Origin of the sequence: Dactylosporangium sp. NPDC051485, assembly GCF_040682015.1 — a bacterium.
Classification (GTDB): domain Bacteria; phylum Actinomycetota; class Actinomycetes; order Mycobacteriales; family Micromonosporaceae; genus Dactylosporangium.
Map to the genome: position 1 here is coordinate 70,562 of NZ_JBFAZW010000032.1, position 20,427 is coordinate 90,988.

The following is a 20,427-nucleotide window of genomic DNA, read 5'->3' on the forward strand; positions in this document are numbered from 1 at the left end:
TTTGCGTGAAGATGTGTCATGCAGGACACATCTGAGCCACCGTTCAGTCGGCAACCGCCAGCGCCCGGGGCAAGGATGGCCAAAGGGAGTTGACACCCCGATACAGCAGGAGTGCGTGATGTCCGATTTCAAGCCGGGACTCGAGGGCGTCATCGCCTTCGAATCCGAAATTGCGGAGCCCGACAAGGAAGGCGGCGCGCTGCGCTATCGCGGCGTCGACATCGAGGATCTCATCGGCCAGGTGTCCTTCGGCAACGTTTGGGCGTTGCTGGTCGACGGGAAGTTCGGCCCCGGCCTGCCGCCGGCCGAGCCGTTCCCGGTGCCCGTGCACTCGGGTGACATCCGGGTGGACGTGCAGTCCGCGGTGGCGATGCTCGCGCCCTACTGGGGCCTGGGCCAGCTGCTGGACATCGAGACGCCGCAGGCGCGCGAGGACCTCGCGCGGGTGAGTGTCACGGCACTGTCGTTCGTCGCGCAGGCGGCGCGGGGGCTGGGGCTGCCCGCGGTACCGCAGAAGGAAATCGACAAGGCCGAGACCATCGTCGAGCGCTTCATGCGCCGGTGGCGGGGCGACCCGGACCCGCGCCACATCAAGGCGGTCGACGCCTACTTCATCTCCGCCGCCGAGCACGGCATGAACGCCTCCACGTTCACCACCCGCGTGGTCGCCTCCACGGGCGCCGACGCGGCCGCGTGCATCTCCTCCGGCATCGGCGCCCTGTCCGGCCCGCTGCACGGCGGCGCGCCGTCGCGGGTCCTCGGCATGATCGAGTCCGTCGAGCGCAGCGGGGACGCCGAGGGGTACGTCAAGAACGTCCTCGACCGCGGCGAGCGCCTCATGGGCTTCGGCCACCGGGTGTACCGCGCCGAGGACCCCCGCGCCCGCGTGCTGCGGCGCACGGCCAAGGAGCTCGGCGCGCCGCGCTTCGAGGTCGCCGAGGCCCTGGAGAAGGCGGCGCTCGAGGAGCTGCACTCCCGCCGGCCCGACCGGGTGCTGGCCACCAACGTCGAGTTCTGGTCGGCCGTGGTGCTCGACTTCGCCGAGGTGCCGGCGCACATGTTCACGTCGATGTTCACCTGTGCCCGGGTGGCCGGCTGGAGCGCCCACATCCTGGAGCAGAAGGAGCTGGGCCGCCTGGTCCGGCCGTCTGCGACGTACGTCGGGCCCGCCCCGCGCAAGCCGCAGGACGTCGAGGGCTGGGACCGGATCCCGCACGGCGTGTAGCGGGACCGGAGCGAGTCGGAGGGGCCGCTACACCATAAGCACAGCCGCCGGGCGCCTCGTGTGACGCTGGTTAATTTCTTCGGGGTTGCGGCGTGGAAAGTGGCAGGATCCGCGAGGTACCCGTCACGCCCGCCGCACCCCGGAGTACTCCATGGCTGAAATCCGCATCCCCGATGAGATCAAGCCCGCCGACGGGCGCTTCGGGTCCGGCCCGAGCAAGGTGCGGCCCGAGGGGGTGCGGGCGCTCGCCGACGTGGCCGCCACCTGGATGGGCACCAGCCACCGGCAGAAGCCGGTCCGCGACCAGGTCGCCCGGCTGCGCAACGGCCTCGCCGACCTGTTCAGCCTGCCGGACGGCTACGAGGTCGTGCTCGGCAACGGCGGCAGCACCGCCTTCTGGGAGATCGCGGTCTTCGGCCTGATCCGCGACCGCGCGCAGTTCGCCAGCTTCGGCGAGTTCGGCGCCAAGTTCGCCTCGGCCACCAAGAAGGCGCCGTTCCTCGGCGAGCCGACCGTGATCAAGGCCGAGCCCGGCACCGGCGCGTTCCTGCGGGCCGAGGAGGGCATCGACGCCTACTGCTCGCCGCAGAACGAGACCTCGACCGGCGTTGCGGTGCCGGTCCAGCGGCTCGGCGGTACCGATGAAGGCGCCTTGCACCTGACGGACGCGACGTCGGGCGCCGGCGGCCTCGATGTGGACATCAGCCAGACCGATGTCTACTACTTCGCCCCGCAGAAGGGCTTCGGCTCCGACGGCGGGCTGTGGATCGCGCTCATGTCACCCGCCGCCATCGCGCGCGTCGCGGAGATCAAGGACTCCGGGCGGTACATCCCGGACTTCTTCGACCTGCAGACGGCCATCGACAACTCGCGGCTCGAGCAGACCTACAACACCCCGGCGCTGGCCACCATCTTCCTGATGGCCGAACAGATCGACTGGATGCTCGCCGGCGGCGGGCTGTCGTTCGCGGCCAAGCGCAGCGAGGAGTCGGCCTCGATCCTCTACGGCTGGGCCGAGCGCTCCTCCGTCGCGACCCCGTTCGTCGCCGACCCGGCGGTGCGCTCCAATGTCGTCGGGACGGTCGACTTCGACGCCTCGATCGACGCGGCCGCGATCTCCAAGGCGCTGCGCGCGAACGGGATCGTGGACACCGAGCCGTACCGCAAGCTCGGCCGCAACCAACTGCGAATCGCGATGTTCCCGGGCGTCGACCCGGCGGACGTCAATGCGCTGACGGTTTGTATCGACTATGTGATCGAACGGCTCTGATCAGCGGGGTTTCGCTTTTTCGTCGGCGCGGCGCGCGTCCGTCCAGCTAGGGTTGCCGTACTGTAACCGGAAGGCGCCGGCCGACAGGCGCCTGAAGCGGGTGGGACGGAGGCACGCTATGCGGCCTGTGCGATTCGTCGCCCTCTCGGAGGACGGGCAGGCATTCGTCCTGGCCGACGAGGTTGGGCGGCTGCTGGCGCTGCCCATCGACGAACGTGTGCAGAGTGCGCTGCGCCCCGATCACAGCCACCCGACCGGCACTGTCGAGCCCGGCTCCTCGCAGCTCTCCCCGCGCGACATCCAGGCCCGCATCCGCTCCGGCGAGTCGGCCGAAGAGGTCGCACGGGTGGCCGGCGTGCCCATCGACCGCGTCCTGCGTTACGCCGGCCCGGTGCTGCAGGAGCGCGCGATGCTCGCCCAGCACGCCCGCCGCACCCGGCTGAAGACCTCGGAGAAGGGCTCCTCACTGGCCGAGGTCGTTGACACCCGGCTGGGTCAGCACGGCATCGACACCGAGAAGATCTCCTGGGACGCCTACCGGCGCGAGGACGGCACCTGGCGGATCACCGCGACCTGGCCCAGCGGCAAGGCGACCGCCCAGGCCGTCTGGGAGCTGGACAAGGCCCGGCAGCTGGTGGCGCCGCACGACGACATGGCGCAGTATCTGTGCACCGAGCGCGGCCCCGGCATCCTCGGCCAGGAGCCCCCGGCGGCCGAGCGCGCCGCGCCGGCCCGCGGCGAGACCAGCCGCGGCGACCTCGGCCTGCGCCCCGACGCCGTGCGCAGCGGCGGCCACGAGCCGATGCGCCCGGCCGCGCCGGAGCGTCGCCCGGGCGGCCGCACGCTGGGCAACGACCCGATCCGCGCCGGCCGGGACGCGCTGCTGGCGTCGCTGGACCGCCCCCTCGGCAACGCCCCGGCGGCGGCCGCCGAGGACCCGGTGGTGACCCCGCCGCCGGTGAAGCACGACAACCGCGCACGCGGCGCGGCCGCGCTCATCGGCCGCTCCCCGTTCGACGACGACGGCTCCGACCCGGCGAAGGAGATCCCGGCCGTGCCGTCGCTGGCCGTGCTCCGCCCGCGGCGCAACACCACCTCGGCCGCATCCGCGGTCGAGCAGCCCTCGGCAACCACCGAGAAGCCGCGCAAGCGCCTGCCGAGCTGGGACGACGTCCTCTTCGGCGGCGCACCGGCCGCGCGCGAGACGAGCTGATCCACAGGTCGTAGGTTGGTGTACATGGAGTACACCAACCTCGGCCGGACCGGCCTCTCCGTCAGCCGGCTGTGCCTGGGCACCATGAACTTCGGCCCCAAGACCACCGAGCCCGACAGCTTCGCGATCATGGACCGTGCACTGGAGCACGGCATCAACTTCTTCGACACCGCCAACGTCTACGGCTGGAAGCTGGGCGAGGGCATCACCGAGAACATCCTGGGCCGCTGGTTCGCCCAGGGCAACGGCCGCCGCGAGAAGGTCGTGCTGGCCACCAAGGTCTACGGCAAGATGCAGGAATGGCCCAACGGCCAGGGCCTTTCCGCGCGCCACATCATCGCCGAGGCCAACGCATCCCTGAAGCGTCTCCAGACCGACTACATCGATCTCTACCAGATGCACCACATCTCCCGAACCACTCCCTGGGAGGAGATCTGGCAGGCGATGGAGGTCCTCGTCGCCCAGGGCAAGGTGTTGTACGTCGGTTCCTCCAACTTCGCCGGCTGGCACATCGCCGCCGCCCAGGAGTCGGCCCGCTCGCGGCACTTCCTGGGCCTCGTCGCCGAGCAGTGCATCTACAACCTCATGGCCCGCACGGTCGAGCTGGAGGTCCTGCCGGCCGCCCGCCACTACGGCCTGGGCGTCATCCCCTGGTCCCCGCTGCACGGCGGCCTGCTGAGCGGCGCCCTGGCCAAGCTGGCCGCCGGCTCCGCGGCCCGCACGGGTGAGGGCCGCGCCGCGGACGACCTGGAGAAGCACCGCACCGCCCTGGAGGCCTTCGAGAAGCTGGCCGCCGACCTGGGCGCCACCCCGTCCAACCTGGCCCTGTCGTGGCTGCTGGCCCAGCCGACCGTGACCGCCCCGATCATCGGCCCCCGCACGCTGGAGCAGCTGGACAGCACGCTGGGGACGCTTGAGCTGGAGCTGTCGCAGGAGACGCTGGACCGCCTGGACGAGCTGTTCCCGCCCGTCGGCAACGGCGGCGCGGGCCCGGAGGCCTGGGCCTGGTAGGACCCTTTTCGGCCGTGGCGCTGGTCAGCCCGGCGCCACGGCCGCGATCCAGTTCTCCAGCTCTCGGCCACGGTCCCCGGCCGCGATCTTGTCCTCCGGTTCTCGGTCGTGGCGCTGGTCAGCCCAGTGTCACGGCCGCCAGGATCTCGTACTCCGGCTTGGGGCCGAGGTGGCTGCGCATGAGTCGCACCTCGTCCACGCGCCACAGCGGACCCTGATACGCGGCCAGGATCGCCAGGTCCCCGCCCAGCTCCTCCGGGCTGAGCACGTCCCCCGGCCGCGCGATCGTGACGTGCGGCTGCCAGTCCCGCCTGTCGTACGGCAGCCGGCGCCGCTTGAGCGCCTTGCGCGTGGCCGCGCCGAGGGGCCGCAGGTCGTCGCTCTCGAGCCCCGCGACGAGATGCCTGAACCGGCCGCGGCCGATCGTCTCGCCACCCGCGATGCGCACCGTCGGCGCCGTGACCCCGGCGAGCTCCTGCAGCGCCTCGACCGACGGCCCTTCATCCGTCACGTCGCCGATGAACGCCACGGTCATGTGCCACCGGTCGGGGGTGGCCAGGCGGACGGAGCGCTCCCGCGGCCGCGCGATCGCCAGGCCGTCCACCATCTGCTTGAAGTGCTCGCGCACGTCCGCCGGTGGGTACGCCGCCATGAAGACCCTCACCGCCCCATCCTCGCGCCTCGAGTCGGCATCAGCGCTGCTGGGCGCCCAAGTTGCGCAGGACGAGACCGGCCCGCTGCAGCTCCCCCTCGACCCGCAGGCGTTCGAGCTCGAGGTCCACGCCGGCGAGTTCCTGCAAATGCTCCTCCACGTCGAGCTGGGCGCACGCGATGCGCAGCCCCTCGTCGTACGCCTCCTGCACCGCCACGAACCACACCCGCGACCGCTTGGCCACGCTCTGCCGCAGCCGGTTGAGCCGACGCAGGTCGCCCGCCACCTGCTCGATCGACGGCCCGACCGCCCGCGGCGGCCGGGCGTTCGTGACCCCGTCGATCCCGCGCCCGAACCGGCTGAGCTGCCACCTGCGCCCCAGCCTCGTCGCGCTCCACCGCCCGCCGAGCACCGACCTCCGCCGCCGCCGCGGCAGCCACCGGCGCGTCCTCTCGACCCCACGGGAGACGATCTCGTCGGCCGACAGCAGCAGGGCACAGATGAGACACGGCGCCACGGCGATCAGCCCGATGACGCCGGCCACCAGCAGGCCGTGCAACACGCCCACGAAATGAGATTAGGCTCACAAGAAACCGACCGCTACCGATTCGCTACTTCGCTTTACGCCAACCTCGCGCCATCCCGAAGGCCCCTCCGCTCGACGGCGGAGGCAAAGGCCGCGACCTGGCCAGGACGTCTCCCGCCCCCGCGTCGCGGTTGACCCAGCTCATGCCCTGACCCGGGCGGTGCATTCCGACCGAGCCACCGAGCCCGACCCGGCCGCGAGGCCCAACCTCGGCCGCGAGGCAGTAGGGGAACGCAAACCTGCCCGGTCGCGAGGCGGGGAGCGGCTGCGGAGGCCGGAGCGGCATGCCCGCGTCCGGGTGAGGCCTCAGCCGGTCGTGACGGCAGAGATGACCGGGCCGACGGAGGCTCGCGCGGGGCGCGGGGCGCGGGGCGCGGGGCGCGAGAACGCAGAGCGCGGAGGCGCAGAGCACGTGGACGCAGAACACGGAGATGCAGAACGTGAGGACGCAGAGCGCGGGGTGCGGCGCGCTCGGCGAAGGCCGGCGGGGAGCCAGCAATCGGGTCGCACGGGCTGGTGATGGGGGTCGGGCGGGCGGCGCCCCCTCGTCGCCGCCTGCCCGGCCTCACCGCCGCCGCCCGGTCCGGGCTTGGCCCCGCGCGGGGAGCGGCCGGTCCGGGGTTACTGCGTGCCCACCGTCAGGAGGGTTCGAAGTTCCTTGATGGCTTCCTCGTCACCCTTCACCTGGATCGGCGAACGCACATCGGTCGTTGGGGTCGATTCGCGTGCCCAGAGCCACCGGAGCAGATGGTCCGGAGAGCCCGTTACCACCGCGTCGGCCGCGGTGCTTGCGGCCGGGGGCGTGAGGGCGGTGACCACCACGCCGTCAGGGCTGGTGCGCATCAGCCAGGCCGCGATCACCGGTGCCGTAGGGGACGTATCCGCGGAAGCCGGCGCCGCATCGGACGAAGACGAGCCCGCAGCGGGCGAGGACGAGCCGGAGCCGGACGAAGGCGAATCGGGGTCGGCCGAGGAGCCGATCTCAGAGCCCGCCGAGGAGCCGGCCAGAGGCGCGGCGGGTGGCGGGCCGGCCGTTGCCGCGGAGGCGGTCGCCGCGGTCCCGTAGTCGGTCACCGGGGCCGAGGGTGGGGCGGCGGGGGAAACGGGGGCGGTGGCCTCGATGCGGATCGAGTGGCCCGCGGTGCCGGACAGGGCGGCGATGAAGTCATCCGGCCAGGTCTTCGCGGCGTAGGCGACGAACAGTTGCAGGATCTCGTCGATGCCGTCCAGCGCCAGGTCCGCGGGGATGGGCGCGGGCTCGGCGTGGTGGGCGAGCTCGGCGTCGAGGCGGTGGATGACCGACTCCTGGGCCATGCGGCGGATCCAGAACTTCACCGTCTGGTCGGGGCCGTGCCACGTCTGGCAGGGGTCGGTGTCGCCGCGGCGGGAGAACTCGTGGGTCAGGGCGCCGTAGCCGCGGTCGAGCAGGGCGAGCGGCTCCTCCGTCTCGATCTCGGCGGGTGGCCACGGGTCGGGCCAGGTGCCGGCGTGCATCACCTCGGCCTTGTGCAGGTAGACCTGGCCGACGTGGCGGACCACGTCGGCGACGGTCCAGCCGGGGCAGCTGGGGACCGTGGCGGTCAGACCCGTGCCGGCGACATCGCGGAGGCGCATGTAGTCGGCGGCGAGGCACTGGAGCAAACGCGAACGTTCCATGCCCCGACTCAACCACATGGGTACGACAAAAAGTCAGCGCACGGCTGGCCGTACCGCCGCAACTCCAGCCGTCTCGTGCACCCGCACGTGCAGGCGGGGGCGCAGGCCGACGTGGATGCGGCCGCCCACGCGGCGCAGCTGGACGACGGCCAGGGCCAGCGCGGCGACCAAGGAGACCAGGCCACCGGTCCACAGGCCGGAGCGCGGGCCGAAGTGCCCGGCGCACCAGCCGATGATCAGCGAGCCGATGGGGGTGCTGCCGAGGAACACCAGCACGTAGAGGGCCATCACGCGGCCACGGAAGGCGGCGTCCGTGCCGAGCTGCACGCGCTGGTTGGCGGCCTGAGCAAAGTAGATCATGAAGAAGCCGGTCGGGAGGAGCAGGATCACCGCGGTCACGAAGTTCGGGGCGAACCCGACGAGCATCTCGAAGCCGGCGAAGAGGATGGCCGCGGCAAGGATGAGGTACACCGACGGGCGGTTGCGGCGCCGGGAGCTGGCCAGCGCGCCGGCCAGGGCGCCGATGGCGATGGCGGTGGTGAGCAGGCCGAAGTACTTCGCGTCGACCCGGAACTCGACCTTGGCCAGCACCGCCAGGGTCAGCTGGAAGTTGAACCCGAACAGGCCGACGATCAGCAGGAGCAGGATGGAGAGTCTCAGGTCAGAGCGTCGCCAAACGTACTTCAGCCCGTCGACCGTGCGCGCCTCGCTCGCGGACACCGCCGCCCCCTCGACGCGGAACAGCTCCGCGGTGCGCATCCACGACAGGCAGAGCAGCGGGGCCGTGCACAGGACCGCGGTGAACAGGAAGATCGGGCCGGTGCGGTCGTGCAGCACGGCGATGATCAGGCCGGCGATCGCCGGTCCGACGATGCGGGCCGTGTTGAAGGTGGCCGACGACAGCGACAGCGCGTTGGGCAGCAGCTCCTTGCCGACCAGCTCGGAGATGAACGCCTGGCGCACCGGGGTCTCGATGGCGCTGATGACGCCGAAGAGGGCGGCCGTCACGAAGACCCACCACAGGTTGACCAGGCCGGCGACCACGAGCACGCCGAGCAGGGTGGCGACCACCGCCGAGGCCGCGTTGGCCAGGAGCAGCAGGCGTCGCTTGTCGAACCGGTCGGCCAGCTGCCCGCCGTACAACGTGAGGAGCAGGATCGGCATGAACTGCAGCGCCGTGACGACACCCAGCGCGGAGGCGGAATTGTTCGAGAGCTGCAGGACGAGCCAGTCCTGCGCGGTGAAGAGCATCCAGGTGCCGAGGAGCTTGACGAGCTGACCGATCGTGAACAGTCGATAGTTGCGAACCTGCAACGAGCCGAACGTGCTACCTGTCATGCGCTGCGCCCGATCCTCCCCAGAATTTCGGCAGCCCTGGTCAGCACCTCGCGCTCCTCCGGCGTGAGGGCCATGAGCTGCTTGGCGAGCCACTCGTCGCGGGTGCGGCGGTGCTCGGCCACAACGGCGCGACCCGACTCGCTGGCGGACAGGATGACCTGCCGGCCGTCGGTCGGATGCGGCGAGCGCTGGACCAGGCCGCGCTCCTCCAGCTTCGCGACGATCTTGGTGAGGGTCGGCGGCTGGACCCGCTCGACCTCGGCGAGCTCGCGCGGTGTGAGCGCGCCGCCCAGCTCGAGGCTCGTCAGGGCGGACAGCTGGGTCATCGTGAGATCACCCATCGGCCGCGCCTGGCGCAGGCGCCGGTTCAGCCGGGTAATGCTGTCGCGCAGGGCCGCCGCGAGCTGGGCGGCCGCGAGCTTGGGGGTCCGGACCATCACGATAGTTAGCTTACCTAATGAGCATGGCTAACGACCTGTGCCGTCGGTCACCGTCCACCTGCGGGGTGACACCACCGGGCGAGTACCGTGATCAGCGTGACGAGGCCGTCCCAGCCACCCAAGCCGCTCGACCCGCCGATGGTTCCCTTCGCCATCGCGGGGATCGCGCTATGGATCATCGCCGCGCTGATCATGCTGCCGTTCCGCGACCGGCTGGCCGGCTCGGGGCACGGCGACTGGCTGCGCATCGCCATCGCGGGCGCGCTGTGGGGCATCCCGGGGCTGCTCACGATGGTCGTGCACGACCGCAATCGGCGGCGGCGCCGGGCTCGGGCGGCGTCCGATTCCTTCAAGACGGACGCGCCGGCCGCCCCCTAGTTTGGGGCTATGGCACTTCGACTCAACGTCATCGGCCTCGTGGTGGCCGACATGGCCCGCTCGCTCGCGTTCTACCGCCGCCTCGGGCTCGATGTGCCCGCGTCGGAGGACGGCAACCCGCACGTCGAGCACGTGCTGTCCGGCAGCGTGAAGCTGGCGTGGGACACCGTGGCGACAATCCGTTCGTTCGATCCCGAATGGACGCCGCCGGTCGGTGGCGGGCGAATGGGGCTCGCCTTCGAGTGCGACTCGCCGGCCGACGTGGACAAGGTCCACGACGAACTGGTCGCGGCCGGATACGACAGCCACAAGGCGCCTTGGGATGCCTTCTGGGGCCAGCGGTACGCCGTCGTGCACGATCCGGACGGCAACGGCATCGAACTGTATGCACCCCTGCCGTAATTGCGCTTGGCACGGCGGAGCCGGCAGGAAGGCCCGCGGGGCCGATCGCTTCGCCGGTCCGGCGCCGACGAGCAACAGCCTTCAGTGGTACGGACCGGAGTCCAGCATCATCTCAGCAATTCACTGAGGGTTATTCCGGTCAGCGCCTTCACCTCGCGCGAGAGGTGGGCCTGATCGGCATAGCCCGAATTCGCGGCGACGGTGGCATAGGCCATCCCACGGCGCGCCCGATCGAGGGCGCCGTTGAGCCGCAGGATGCGGTCGAGGGTCTTGAGACCGTACCCGTAGAGGAACAATCCACGCCTATGCAGTTGTCGCTCGCTCATGCCGATCTCGGCGGCGACGCCGGCGACCGGGTGCCCCGTGCGCAGGTGGGCGAGCACCCGCGTGGCCAGCGGATCGGGGTCGGCCTCCACCGCGAGCAGGGCGTCCTCCAGCAGCGACGCCCGGTCGGAGGCCTCGTCGAGCCTCTCGGTCAGGCGGCGCACGCGCCCGGACGGCCACAGGTCCCGCAGCGGAACCCGCCGGTTGCGCAGCTCACTGGCGGCCACGCCGAGGAACGCCGGCCCGGTCCCGGGCGCGAACCGCACCGCCGTGGAGCGCCGGCCAGCGGTACTCCACGCCAGATGCGCGGTCGTGTCAGGCCCGGCGACGAACAGCTCGCCGTCGGAGTGGATGACGTCCATGCAGCCGTCGGGAAGGATACGGCTCGACTGGGACCGATGGGGGACGAGCCGCCAGACGACCGCGCCGGGTATCCGGGACGGTCGCTCTGCGTAGTTCGACTCAGCCGTGCCCATAGGGTTCGGCCGGTTCGTCGGCATCGACCGAGCCCGGCGCGCGGCTCACGGAAACCGCCTCGACCTCGCTGTCGTCGAACACCGTCGGCAGCTCGTCGACCGGCTGGACCTGCTCGACGAGGACCTCGGAGTGCGCGCCGCAGCCGTGGTCGACCGAGACGACCTGCGCGTCGTCGGGCGCGTACTCGTTGCCGCACACGCCGAACGCCTGCCGCATCGAGCCGGCCAGCTGCAGGTAGAAGCCGCACGAGCCGCAGCGGGCCGAGGACGGGGCGGCGACGGAGATGGGCGCGTTGGGGCCGCGGTCGCCGTCGTACCAGCGCTGGGCCGCGTCGAGGCGCCCCTCGCGGGACAGCACGCGGGCGCGGCCGAGTCCCGTCTCCCAGTTGGCCTCTTCGACGGCGGGGTCGTCGGACTGCAGGTAGCCGGGCGCGAGGCGCGGGTCGTCCGACGGGGTCGGCAGCAGGTCGCCCACGCCGAGGTCGCCCGGCTGCAGCCGCTCCTGCCAGGGCACCCACTCGGGCGCGCGCAGCGCGTCGGGGCCGGGCAACAGCGTCGACTCGCAGATCGTGACCTGCTTGCTACGCGGGATGCGGGTGACGGTGACGGCCCAGCGCCAGCCACGATATCCGGGCAGGCCGCACTCGAAGAAATGTGTGACGAGGCGCTCACCCTCGGCGACGACACCCAGGTGCCCGCCGATGTGATCCGGGTCGACGACGTCCAGTCCCTGGCGCGCGACCTCGACGGCGTCCGTCAGGACCTGGTCGGGCTTGGCGGCGCGGCCGCTTCCGCGCGCGGGTGCAGTCGAGGCAGTCACTCCACCATTCTTCCTCATCGCCACGCCCGGCGGGCACGGCGGCCCCGGCGCGCCCCCGAAACTGTCGTACCGATGGTTCAGGATGGTGGCATGTCCGTGATTCGAGGAGTGGCTCAGACCGTGGTCACCACCGTGCGTGCGGCACGGGTCGCGACCGCCGGCACGACCAGGGCCGGCCGGTTCCTCGGGCGCAACCTCCTGCGGGTCCGCGAGCGCGGGGCCGGCGGCGAGGCGGGCATGCTGCGACTGCTCGATCTGCACGCGGCGTCCTGCGCGGGGGACACCCTGGTCGCGCTCGGTCTCGCCGGGACCATCTTCTTCTCGGTGCCGGCCGGGGACGCCCGGGGCCGCGTCGCGCTCTACCTGGTCGTCACGATGCTGCCGTTCGCGCTGCTCGCACCGGTGATCGGCCCTGTCCTCGACCGGTTCCGCCACGGCCGGCGATATGCGCTGGCCGTGACCATGCTGGGCCGGGCGTTCCTGGCGTTCATGCTCTCCGAGCACCTCACCGGCTGGGCCCTCTATCCGGCCGCGTTCGGCATGCTCGTGCTGTCCCGGGCCTACGGCGTGGCTCGCAGCGCCGCCGTGCCGCGCCTGCTGCCGCAGGGCCTCGGCCTGTCCGAGGCGGGCGCGCGGGCCTCGGTGTTCGGCACGTTCGCCGGCGCCATCGTGCTCCCCGTCGGCCTGCTGTTCGGGCACTTCGGGGCGCAGTGGCCGCTCCGGCTGGCGATCCTGGTCTTCCTCTACGGCATGGTCACCGCCCTTCGCCTGCCGCCCCGCGCCGACTCCGACCCGCCGGAGACGATGCCGCGCATCCTGCGGCCGATGGGCCACCGCGGCGTGAAGGTCCTCAGCGGTCCCGTGGTGGTGGCCGCCCTGCTCGGCGGGGCCACGCTCAGGGGCCTTTTCGGATTCCTGACGTTGTACCTCGTGTTTGCCGTCAAAGCGGGCACGGTGCCGGTCCGGCTCGTCGCCTGGCAGCTCTCCCAGCAGCAGGCGATCGTGGTCGTCGCGGCGGCGCTCGGGGTCGGGTCCTTCCTCGCTACGGCGATCGGCACGCGGCTGCGCATTCACCGCCCCGCGCTGCTGCAGGCGATCGGCATCGTGCTCACCACCTTGGTGGCGATCCTGGCCGCGCAGCGCAACTCACTCGGCACGATCGCGCTGCTGTGCCTGTTCACCGCCATCACCAGCGGCCTGGCCAAGCTCGCCCTCGACGCCTCGATCCAGGAACGGGTCGACGAGCAGGTCCGGGCGAGCGCGTTCGCCCACTCCGAGACCCTGCTCATGATCGCCTGGGTGCTGGGCGGCGCCGTCGGCCTCATTCCGTTCGGCGGCTCGTGGGGGCTGCTGCTCGCCGCCGCGTTCGTGGCGCTGGGCGCGGTGCGCGCGGTGTACTCCGCGGTGGTGCTGCGCAAGGAGCGGCTGCGCGGGGCCCCACCGGACGTCGCCGACTCCGACGCCACCACGGTCGCCACCCCGGTGGCCGGGTCTTCGAGCACCGCTCCCGGCGGGCCCTCCGGCGGGCAGGCGCCCCCGACTGCGCGGATGGCGGCCGGTGAGGCGACCACGGTTCCGCGGCCCGCGGAGACGATCACCATGCCCCGGCCGGCCCGGCCCGGCGACGACGGGGAGCGGCGGCGCTTCGGCTGGCGGCGGCGCACGGCGGGCGAGACGGCGGACGAAGCGGTGGCCGGGACGGCGGCCGAGGCGGGGCACACGCAGCCGGAGCCGGCGGCCGCGCCGACCGCGACGCGCAAGATGCCCACGGTGGACGGCGAGGACGGCGGGTCGCCGTTGGCGCCGCCGGGGTACACGTTGTACCGGCCGTCGGGCGCCGACCCGACCACCCGCCTCCGGGACGACGACCGATGAGCCGCAGGTCGAGTGGCGGATTGCCGCCTGCACCGGGTGGGTACTCCCGGGCTCGGATGGCAACGCTGCGGAGGCCGGCCGTGGGTGGCACAGGCTGGTCGATCGGGGACGGCCGTGGTGTTGACGGCGGCGGGCGCGCGGGGCTTGGAAGCGCGCGGCGGTCAACGGGGAACGGGTCGGGGACCCGGCTGGAGGGAAACAGGTGATGAGGCGATTCCTCGGGTACGAGCGGGCGTTGATCGTCACCGCCGTCGAGGTGGAGCGGGCCGAGGTGCTCGGCGGGCTCGGCGCCGACGGGCAGGCGCCCGACGCGCTCGAGGCCGGGGCGCCGGTCGTCGTGGTGGCCTGCGGCGTTGGTCCGGCGGCCGCGGCGGCGGTGACCTCGCAGTTCATGACCATGGCGATGCGGCAGGGGGCGCCGTTCGACGTGGTGGTGTCGGCCGGCATCGCGGGCGGGTTCGCCGGGCGGGTCGAGATCGGTGGGCTGGTCGTGGCAACCGAGTCGATCGCGGCCGACCTCGGCGCCGAGGGGCCGGACGGGTATCAGAGCGTGGACGACCTGGGCTTCGGCACGTCCCGGCACGACGCCGACCCGGCGCTGCTGCGACAGCTGCGCCAGGCCCTGCCCGAGGCCGTCGGCGGCCCCGTGCTGACCGTGTCGACGGTGACCGGCACCGCCCACTCGAAGGAGCTGATCGAGAAGCGCCACCCCGACGCCGTCGCCGAGGCGATGGAGGGCTTCGGCGTCGCCACCGCCGCGCGCCTGTGGCCGGCCGCCGCCTTCGGCGAGATCCGGACGATCTCCAACGCCGTCGGCCCGCGCGACCGCGCCGCCTGGCGCATCCCGCAGGCCCTCGCCACCCTGCGCGAGACCTTCGCCATCCTGACCGGCCGCGGCCTCTGACCCGCAGGATCACCCCCGGCCTGGCGAGGCACAGGCGCTCCGCCGGGGCAGGCCACCGGGAGCGCGAAGGCCCAGGCGGCACGTCGGCGAGCAACCCCGAAGGCGCGGCAGGCCGACAGGGCGGCGGGATGGCGCCGGGACCCCGGCAGCACGTCGGTCAGCAGCCCAGGAGGCGCGGGATGGCGCCGGGTGGTTCGCATGGCGCTCGGCGACGGTCACGGGGGCGGTGCGGCCCTGGCCGGACCGCGGCAGATCGAGCCGGACGCGGACCCAAGGGCTCATCTACGGGCGGTGGGTGGTTCGCGCGTGACGCTCGGCGACACCGGTCACGGGGGCGGTGCGGCCGTGGCCGGACCGCAGCGGATCGAGCCGGACAGGGATCCAACGGCTCATCTCCGAGCGGTGGGGCGAGAGAGCGGCGGGATGGCGCCGGGTGGTTCGCGTGACGCTCGGCGACACCGGTCACGGGGGCGGTGCGGCCGTGGCCGGACCGCGGCAGATCGAGCCGGACGCGGGCCCACAGGGCTCGCCTCCGGGCGGTGGGGCGAGAGAGTCGTGAGGGTCACACCGGGGGTTTCGTTACTCGGGGTGCGGGCTGGGTCCCGAGGTCTAGATTCGGCTTTGTGACGCTTTCGCTCGCATTCTCGCCGTGCCCCAACGACACGTTCGTGTTTCATGCGCTGACGCACGGGCTGGTGGCCGGGGCGCCCGGCTTCGATGTGACGTTCGCCGACGTCGATGTTACGAACACGGCGGCGTTGGACGGGGAGTTCGACCTCGTCAAGGTCAGCTACGCGGCGTTGCCCTGGCTGCTCGACAAGTACACGCTGCTGCCCTGCGGCGGGGCCCTCGGGCGCGGCTGCGGGCCCCTCGTGCTCGTCAAGGACCCCGGCGTCGGCTCGCTGGCGGGCAAGAGCGTGGCGGTGCCCGGGGACCGGACGACCGCCTATCTGCTCATGCGGCTCTGGTCGGCCGCGGAGCCGCCGGCCTCCGTCGAGGTCGTGCCGTTCGCGGAGATCATGCCCGCGGTGGCGGCGGGGCGGTTCGACGCCGGGCTGGTGATTCACGAGGCGCGGTTCACGTTCCAGCGGTACGGGCTGCGGGCGCTGGTCGACCTCGGGGAGTGGTGGGAGAACGACACCGGGCTGCCGATTCCGCTCGGGGCGATCATCGCGCACCGGGACCGGGTCGATCCCGAGCAGGCGACCGCGTGGATCAAGGAGTCGGTGCGGCTGGCCTGGGAGAACCCGCTCGCGAGCCGGGACTTCGTGCTGGAGCACGCGCAGGAGATGGAGCAGGCGGTCGTCGATCAGCACATCGCGCTGTACGTCAACGAGTTCACCGCTTCGCTCGGGCCCGACGGGCACGCCGCCGTCGATGCGCTGCTCAGCCGGGCCGCGGCCGAGGGGCTGGTGCCGGCCACTCCGCTGGTTCGGGCATAGGCCGCAATGCGTGGCGCCCGCACCGGTAGACAATGGCATATGTAGATATATCGGACGCACGCCGAACACCGCAGCGCAGGGCCCGTACGCGCGCGAACGGCGCACGGGCCCGCGTGAACGGGGCTAGACCTCCAGCTCCCGCGCCACCAGGTGCACGGCCTCGGCGACCGTGCGGGACGTCTTGCGGTCCGGGAAGCGGCCGCGCTGCAGGTCGGGCTGGACCTTTGCCTCCAGCACCTTGATCATGTCCTCGATCAGGCCGTGGAGTTCCTCCGGCGGGCGGCGGCTGGCCACCGCCCGGGCCTCGGTGATGGACGGGGGCGCATCGAGCAGCTTGACCTGCAGGGCCTGACTGCCCTTGCGGCTCTCGACCACCCCGAACTCGACCCGCTGACCGGTCTTGAGCTCACCCACGCCCGACGGCAGGGCCGCCTTGTGCACGAAGACGTCTCCCCCGTCGTCGCTGGTGAGGAACCCGAAACCCTTCTCCTGGTCGTACCACTTCACTCGACCCGTCGGCACGCTGCCCTGCTCCCCAGTGTCGGACCCGTCCCGGGCACGCCTCACGCGCGGCACACGGGATTGCACACCAAGGCTAGTCACCCGAAACGGCCCGGCCAACCGAGATCATGCCTTGGAGAAACGCCGGGAACGGGTGCAGATCGGGGTAGACGACCGCGGCGCCGGCCGCTCGGAGTTCCTCGGCGGAGCACGGGCCCGTGGTCACGCCCACGCCCGGGATGCCGGCCAGGGCGGCGGCCTGCATGTCGGCCACGTGGTCGCCGACGTAGGCAGCGGCGCCGATGTCGCGTAGCACCTGGGCCTTTCCCGCTTGGAAGACGTCACCGTAGACCCGGTCGACCGCGATGCCCAGGTGCGCGAGGTGCACCTCGGCCAGGCGGCCCAGCTTCGAGGTGATGACGGCGATCCGCGCAGGCACCCGCCGTACCGATGCCAGGGATTCCAATGCTCCCGGGAGGGCCACCGCCGGCGTTATGGCGTGGTCGACGTAGAGCGCCCGGAAGATCCCGACCGCCTCCTCCACCCGCTCGGGCGGGAACCACTCGGCCATCTCCTGCCGCAGCGGCGGGCCGAGCCGGCTGACCGCGAGATCGGCATCGATGGGAACGCCCGTGCGCGCGGCAAGCGCCCGCCATGCAGCGGCGATGCCGGGCCGGGTGTCGAGGAGCGTCATGTCAAGGTCAAAGCCAATGACAACCGGTTGTTGAGACACCCTTAAGGATGCCCAGGTCAAAGTAGGTTGGCCATCGAGAAATGGGTTCGCCTCCTATTGACGGACTGAGACGTGTACCACTACCGTCACGATCACTTTTAGGAAAGTTTCCTAAGGGATCACCCAGGAGTCGCGATGAAACGATCCGTCCGCAACGGCCTCGTCGTTGCCGCCGCGTTGGCGGTAGCCGGGGCCGTCGTGCCTATCGTCACGACCAACGCCAACGCCGCCGGCACCCTCAGCGCCACGTTCACGGTCGACCAGGACTGGGGCTCGGGCTGGGGCGCCAGCTACAAGATCACCAACGGTACCGCGAGCGCGATCAACGGTTGGACGCTCGAGTTCGACCTGCCCGCGGGCGGTTCGATCACCAGCTTCTGGGACGCCGACGTGACCCAGGCGGGTCAGCACTACGTCGCGAAGAACAAGTCCTGGGCCACGTCGCTCGCCGCCGGCGCCACCTTCAGCTGGGGCATGAACGGCGCCGGCGCCAAGCCGCCGCTCAACTGCACGATCAACGGCGTGAGCTGTAGCGGCGGGACCCCGCCGACCACGGCGCCGCCGACCACCACCAAGCCCCCGACCACGCCGCCGGTGACGACCTCGCCGACCACCAAGCCGCCGACCACGCCGCCGCCCACCACGCCGCCGCCGACCACCAGCACCCCGCCGGCCACGGGCAGCAAGAAGGTCGTCGCGTACTTCACCGAGTGGGGCATCTACGGCCGCAACTACCAGGTGAAGAACATCGAGACCAGCGGCTCGGCCTCGAAGCTGACCCACATCATGTACGCGTTCGGCAACACCACGGGCGGCCAGTGCTCGATCGGTGACAGCTACGCGGACTACGACAAGGCGTTCACCGCGGCCGAGTCGGTCGATGGCGTCGCGGACACCTGGGACCAGCCGCTGCGGGGCAACTTCAACCAGCTCAAGAAGCTCAAGGCCAAGCACCCCGGCCTGAAGGTCCTCTGGTCCTTCGGCGGCTGGAGCTGGTCGGCCGGCTTCACGCAGGCGGCGGCGAACCCGACCGCGTTCGCGAACTCCTGCTACAACCTCGTCAACGACCCGCGCTGGGCCGGTGTCTTCGACGGCATCGACATCGACTGGGAGTACCCGAACGCCTGTGGCCTGCAGTGCGACGCGAGCGGCCCCAACTCGTTCAAGAGCCTGATCGCGGCGGTCCGCGCCAAGTTCGGCTCGAGCGCCCTGGTCACCGCGGCCATCACGGCCGACGGCTCCAACGGCGGCAAGATCGACCTGGCCGACTACGCCGGCGCCATCTCGAACCTCGACTTCCTCGACCCGATGACGTACGACTACTTCGGCGCCTTCGCCGCGCAGGGCCCGACCGCCCCGCACTCGCCGCTGACCTGCTACTCGGGCATCCCGACGGCCGGCTTCTGCTCCGACGCGGCGATCCAGAAGCTCAAGTCCAAGGGCATCCCGGCCAGCAAGCTCCTGCTCGGCATCGGCTTCTACGGCCGCGGCTGGACGGGCGTCACCCAGGACGCGCCCGGCGGCACCGCGACCGGCGCGGCCTCCGGCACCTACGAGGCGGGCATCGAGGACTACAAGGTCCTGAAGAACACCTGCCCGTCGACCGGCACCGTCGGTGGCACCGCCTACGCCAAGTGCGGCAACAACTGGTGGAGCTACGACACGCCTGCGACGATCAACAGCAAGATGGCGTGGGCCAAGCAGCAGAGCCTGGGCGGCGCGTTCGCCTGGGAGCTCTCCGGCGACACCAGCAACGGCGAGCTGGTCACCGCCGTGAGCAATGGCCTGAAGTAACCGGTAGTTAACCGGTAGTACTGCATGACGAGGGCGGGCCCGCCGGGCCCGCCCTCGTTCGTCGTTCGGGCCGGATAGCGTATGAGGCGAGATGACGACGACGCTGGCCGACCATTTGCGCGCCCTGCCCGACGAGGAGCTGGCCGCGCTGATCCGGCTGCGCCCCGACCTGGTCATTCCGCCGCCGTCGGACTTCTCCGCCCTGGCCCACCGGGCGCAGTCGCGGGTGGCCGTGGCCCGCGCGCTGGACGCCCTCGACCAGTTCACCCTGGAAATCCTCGACTCGTTGCGGTACACCCGCGTGGGTCACACCTCGTCCGTCGAGGCGGTCCTCGCGCTCACCGCGCAGTCCGGGGTGGAGGCGGCCCGGGTGCGCGCCGCGATCGACCGGCTGCGCACGTTCGCGGTGATCTTCGGGCCGGATCAGGCGCTGCGCATCGTGGGGGCGGTGGAGGAGGTCTGCTCGCCGTACCCCGCGGGACTCGGAAGGCCGGCGGAGGAGCTCGATCCGATGGCCGGCGTCCTGGCCGCCGACGCCGCCGGGCTGCGCCGCACCCTGCTGGCCGCCCCGCCCGCCGCCCGCGCGGTCCTCGACCGGCTCGCCGCCGGCCCCCCGGTGGGCACGGTCGCCGTGGCCAGCCTGCTGCCCGGCTCCGACTCGCCCGTGCGCTGGCTGGTCGAACGCCACCTGCTGGTCATCGTCGGGCGCGATGCGGTGGAGCTGCCGGTCGAGGTGTCGCTGGTGCTGCGCCGCGAGGCCGGGCCGCTCGGCCAGCTGCACCCCGACCCGCCGCCGATGGACACCCCCCAGCGCGACCCGGCCCAGCTGGACCGGGCGGGCGCGGGGCAGGTCCTGGAGCTGGTGCGCAACGCCGAGACGCTGATCGAGGCCATCAGCCAGGAGCCGCCGTCGGTACTTCGCTCAGGCGGCCTCGGCGTGCGCGAGCTGCGCCGCTACGCCAAGACCGTCGGGGTGGACGAACAGCAGGCGGCGCTGCTGGCCGAGGTGGTCACCGCGGCCGGGCTGATCGGCGAGGAGATCATCGACAACAAGCGGGTCGAGAGCGTGTTCCTGCCGACCGTGGCGTATGACGTCTGGCGGGCCGGCGGCATCGCGGCCCGCTGGCACCGGCTCGCGGTCGCCTGGCTCACCATGACCCGCGCCCCGGCCCTGGTCGGCCAGCGCGACGACCGCGACCGGCCGATCAACGCGCTCGCCCCGGAGCTGTCCCGGCCGGGCGCGCCGGCCCAGCGCCGGGCCGCGCTGCAGGTGCTCGCCGACCTGGCGCCGGGCTGCACGGCGGCTGCGGCCGGGGTGGTGGAGACGCTGGCCTGGCTCGGCTGGACCATCTCCATCGTCAGCACCACCGGCAGGTGGCGGAGATAG

20 protein-coding genes are annotated in these 20,427 nt (G+C 72.1%); 11 read left to right on the forward strand and 9 right to left on the reverse strand.

Features of this window, described 5'->3' with window-relative positions:
- Positions 1 to 118 precede the first annotated feature (118 nt).
- The 4 genes from AB0M46_RS20085 to AB0M46_RS20100 all read left to right on the forward strand — a co-directional run bounded on the left by AB0M46_RS20085 (position 119) and on the right by AB0M46_RS20100 (position 4,719).
- Positions 119 to 1,225, forward strand: a complete 1,107-nt coding sequence (locus AB0M46_RS20085) for a citrate synthase 2 (RefSeq protein ID WP_363337983.1) — start codon at positions 119 to 121, stop codon at positions 1,223 to 1,225.
- A gap of 151 nt (positions 1,226 to 1,376) precedes the next feature.
- On the forward strand, positions 1,377 to 2,495 hold the full coding sequence (gene serC, locus AB0M46_RS20090) for a phosphoserine transaminase (RefSeq protein WP_363337985.1): 1,119 nt from the start codon (positions 1,377 to 1,379) through the stop codon (positions 2,493 to 2,495).
- A gap of 118 nt (positions 2,496 to 2,613) precedes the next feature.
- Entirely contained in the window at positions 2,614 to 3,708 is a 1,095-nt protein-coding gene (gene sepH / locus AB0M46_RS20095; protein ID WP_363337987.1) for a septation protein SepH, read from the forward strand.
- Between the two features lie 24 nt (positions 3,709 to 3,732).
- Positions 3,733 to 4,719, forward strand: a complete 987-nt coding sequence (locus AB0M46_RS20100; protein ID WP_363337989.1) for an aldo/keto reductase — start codon at positions 3,733 to 3,735, stop codon at positions 4,717 to 4,719.
- Between the two features lie 118 nt (positions 4,720 to 4,837).
- Here AB0M46_RS20100 and thpR read toward each other — a convergent pair whose 3' ends face one another.
- From thpR to AB0M46_RS20125, 5 genes are all read right to left on the reverse strand, one after another.
- The gene (gene thpR, locus AB0M46_RS20105; RefSeq protein WP_363337991.1) at positions 4,838 to 5,383 is read right to left on the reverse strand and encodes an RNA 2',3'-cyclic phosphodiesterase; all 546 of its coding nucleotides are present in this window, start codon (positions 5,381 to 5,383) and stop codon (positions 4,838 to 4,840) included.
- Between the two features lie 28 nt (positions 5,384 to 5,411).
- A complete protein-coding gene (locus AB0M46_RS20110; protein ID WP_363337993.1) occupies positions 5,412 to 5,939 on the reverse strand; it encodes a hypothetical protein in 528 nt (175 codons plus the stop codon).
- A gap of 639 nt (positions 5,940 to 6,578) precedes the next feature.
- Entirely contained in the window at positions 6,579 to 7,613 is a 1,035-nt protein-coding gene (locus AB0M46_RS20115) for a maleylpyruvate isomerase N-terminal domain-containing protein (protein WP_363337994.1), read from the reverse strand.
- Positions 7,614 to 7,646: 33 nt separating this feature from the next.
- Positions 7,647 to 8,951, reverse strand: a complete 1,305-nt coding sequence (locus tag AB0M46_RS20120; RefSeq protein ID WP_363337996.1) for an MFS transporter — start codon at positions 8,949 to 8,951, stop codon at positions 7,647 to 7,649.
- Positions 8,948 to 9,388, reverse strand: coding sequence for a MarR family transcriptional regulator (locus tag AB0M46_RS20125; protein ID WP_363338020.1), 441 nt, complete (start codon positions 9,386 to 9,388; stop codon positions 8,948 to 8,950). Before AB0M46_RS20125 ends, AB0M46_RS20120 begins: the two co-directional genes overlap by 4 nt.
- A gap of 141 nt (positions 9,389 to 9,529) precedes the next feature.
- Here AB0M46_RS20125 and AB0M46_RS20130 point away from each other — a divergent pair, with 141 nt between their 5' ends.
- Together AB0M46_RS20130 and AB0M46_RS20135 are read left to right on the forward strand one after the other, a co-directional pair.
- Positions 9,530 to 9,769 (forward strand): DUF2530 domain-containing protein, encoded by a 240-nt coding sequence (locus AB0M46_RS20130; protein ID WP_363338021.1) that lies wholly within the window; start codon positions 9,530 to 9,532, stop codon positions 9,767 to 9,769.
- 9 nt (positions 9,770 to 9,778) lie between these two features.
- On the forward strand, positions 9,779 to 10,171 hold the full coding sequence (locus AB0M46_RS20135) for a VOC family protein (RefSeq protein ID WP_363337998.1): 393 nt from the start codon (positions 9,779 to 9,781) through the stop codon (positions 10,169 to 10,171).
- A 107-nt stretch (positions 10,172 to 10,278) separates the two neighbouring features.
- On the opposite strand, the gene AB0M46_RS20140 is transcribed toward AB0M46_RS20135, so the two are convergent.
- Together AB0M46_RS20140 and AB0M46_RS20145 are read right to left on the reverse strand one after the other, a co-directional pair.
- Entirely contained in the window at positions 10,279 to 10,995 is a 717-nt protein-coding gene (locus AB0M46_RS20140; protein WP_363338000.1) for an AraC family transcriptional regulator, read from the reverse strand.
- Positions 10,958 to 11,809, reverse strand: coding sequence for a DUF3027 domain-containing protein (locus AB0M46_RS20145; RefSeq protein ID WP_363338002.1), 852 nt, complete (start codon positions 11,807 to 11,809; stop codon positions 10,958 to 10,960). Before AB0M46_RS20145 ends, AB0M46_RS20140 begins: the two co-directional genes overlap by 38 nt.
- A 72-nt stretch (positions 11,810 to 11,881) precedes the next feature.
- On the opposite strand from AB0M46_RS20145, the gene AB0M46_RS20150 reads away from it, so the two are divergent.
- The 3 genes from AB0M46_RS20150 (at position 11,882) to AB0M46_RS20160 (ending at position 16,012) form a co-directional block, all read left to right on the forward strand.
- Positions 11,882 to 13,666 (forward strand): MFS transporter, encoded by a 1,785-nt coding sequence (locus AB0M46_RS20150; RefSeq protein ID WP_363338004.1) that lies wholly within the window; start codon positions 11,882 to 11,884, stop codon positions 13,664 to 13,666.
- A gap of 205 nt (positions 13,667 to 13,871) precedes the next feature.
- Positions 13,872 to 14,570, forward strand: coding sequence for a futalosine hydrolase (locus tag AB0M46_RS20155; protein ID WP_363338006.1), 699 nt, complete (start codon positions 13,872 to 13,874; stop codon positions 14,568 to 14,570).
- Positions 14,571 to 15,193: 623 nt separating this feature from the next.
- Positions 15,194 to 16,012 (forward strand): 1,4-dihydroxy-6-naphthoate synthase, encoded by an 819-nt coding sequence (locus tag AB0M46_RS20160; RefSeq protein ID WP_363338008.1) that lies wholly within the window; start codon positions 15,194 to 15,196, stop codon positions 16,010 to 16,012.
- Positions 16,013 to 16,135: 123 nt separating this feature from the next.
- Here AB0M46_RS20160 and AB0M46_RS20165 read toward each other — a convergent pair whose 3' ends face one another.
- The gene (locus tag AB0M46_RS20165) at positions 16,136 to 16,534 is read right to left on the reverse strand and encodes a cold-shock protein (RefSeq protein ID WP_363338010.1); all 399 of its coding nucleotides are present in this window, start codon (positions 16,532 to 16,534) and stop codon (positions 16,136 to 16,138) included.
- Positions 16,535 to 16,607: 73 nt separating this feature from the next.
- Positions 16,608 to 17,246: an HAD hydrolase-like protein gene (locus tag AB0M46_RS20170; protein WP_363338012.1), complete on the reverse strand. Its 639-nt coding sequence runs from the start codon at positions 17,244 to 17,246 to the stop codon at positions 16,608 to 16,610.
- Positions 17,247 to 17,381: 135 nt separating this feature from the next.
- On the opposite strand from AB0M46_RS20170, the gene AB0M46_RS20175 reads away from it, so the two are divergent.
- Entirely contained in the window at positions 17,382 to 19,040 is a 1,659-nt protein-coding gene (locus AB0M46_RS20175) for a glycosyl hydrolase family 18 protein (RefSeq protein ID WP_363338014.1), read from the forward strand.
- Positions 19,041 to 19,131: 91 nt separating this feature from the next.
- The gene (locus AB0M46_RS20180) at positions 19,132 to 20,427 is read left to right on the forward strand and encodes a hypothetical protein (protein ID WP_363338016.1); all 1,296 of its coding nucleotides are present in this window, start codon (positions 19,132 to 19,134) and stop codon (positions 20,425 to 20,427) included.

Excerpts from the sequence above, each read along its gene's own strand:
- AB0M46_RS20085 (WP_363337983.1), top strand. The coding sequence starts at position 119 with ATGTCCGATTTCAAGCCGGGACTCGAGGGCGTCATCGCCTTCGAATCC.
- serC (WP_363337985.1), top strand. The coding sequence starts at position 1,377 with ATGGCTGAAATCCGCATCCCCGATGAGATCAAGCCCGCCGACGGGCGC.
- sepH (WP_363337987.1), top strand. The coding sequence starts at position 2,614 with ATGCGGCCTGTGCGATTCGTCGCCCTCTCGGAGGACGGGCAGGCATTC.
- AB0M46_RS20100 (WP_363337989.1), top strand. The coding sequence starts at position 3,733 with ATGGAGTACACCAACCTCGGCCGGACCGGCCTCTCCGTCAGCCGGCTG.
- AB0M46_RS20115 (WP_363337994.1), bottom strand. The coding sequence starts at position 7,613 with ATGGAACGTTCGCGTTTGCTCCAGTGCCTCGCCGCCGACTACATGCGC.
- AB0M46_RS20120 (WP_363337996.1), bottom strand. The coding sequence starts at position 8,951 with ATGACAGGTAGCACGTTCGGCTCGTTGCAGGTTCGCAACTATCGACTG.
- AB0M46_RS20125 (WP_363338020.1), bottom strand. The coding sequence starts at position 9,388 with ATGGTCCGGACCCCCAAGCTCGCGGCCGCCCAGCTCGCGGCGGCCCTG.
- AB0M46_RS20130 (WP_363338021.1), top strand. The coding sequence starts at position 9,530 with ATGGTTCCCTTCGCCATCGCGGGGATCGCGCTATGGATCATCGCCGCG.
- AB0M46_RS20135 (WP_363337998.1), top strand. The coding sequence starts at position 9,779 with ATGGCACTTCGACTCAACGTCATCGGCCTCGTGGTGGCCGACATGGCC.
- AB0M46_RS20140 (WP_363338000.1), bottom strand. The coding sequence starts at position 10,995 with ATGCCGACGAACCGGCCGAACCCTATGGGCACGGCTGAGTCGAACTAC.
- AB0M46_RS20145 (WP_363338002.1), bottom strand. The coding sequence starts at position 11,809 with ATGAGGAAGAATGGTGGAGTGACTGCCTCGACTGCACCCGCGCGCGGA.
- AB0M46_RS20150 (WP_363338004.1), top strand. The coding sequence starts at position 11,882 with ATGTCCGTGATTCGAGGAGTGGCTCAGACCGTGGTCACCACCGTGCGT.
- AB0M46_RS20155 (WP_363338006.1), top strand. The coding sequence starts at position 13,872 with ATGAGGCGATTCCTCGGGTACGAGCGGGCGTTGATCGTCACCGCCGTC.
- AB0M46_RS20175 (WP_363338014.1), top strand. The coding sequence starts at position 17,382 with ATGAAACGATCCGTCCGCAACGGCCTCGTCGTTGCCGCCGCGTTGGCG.
- AB0M46_RS20180 (WP_363338016.1), top strand. The coding sequence starts at position 19,132 with ATGACGACGACGCTGGCCGACCATTTGCGCGCCCTGCCCGACGAGGAG.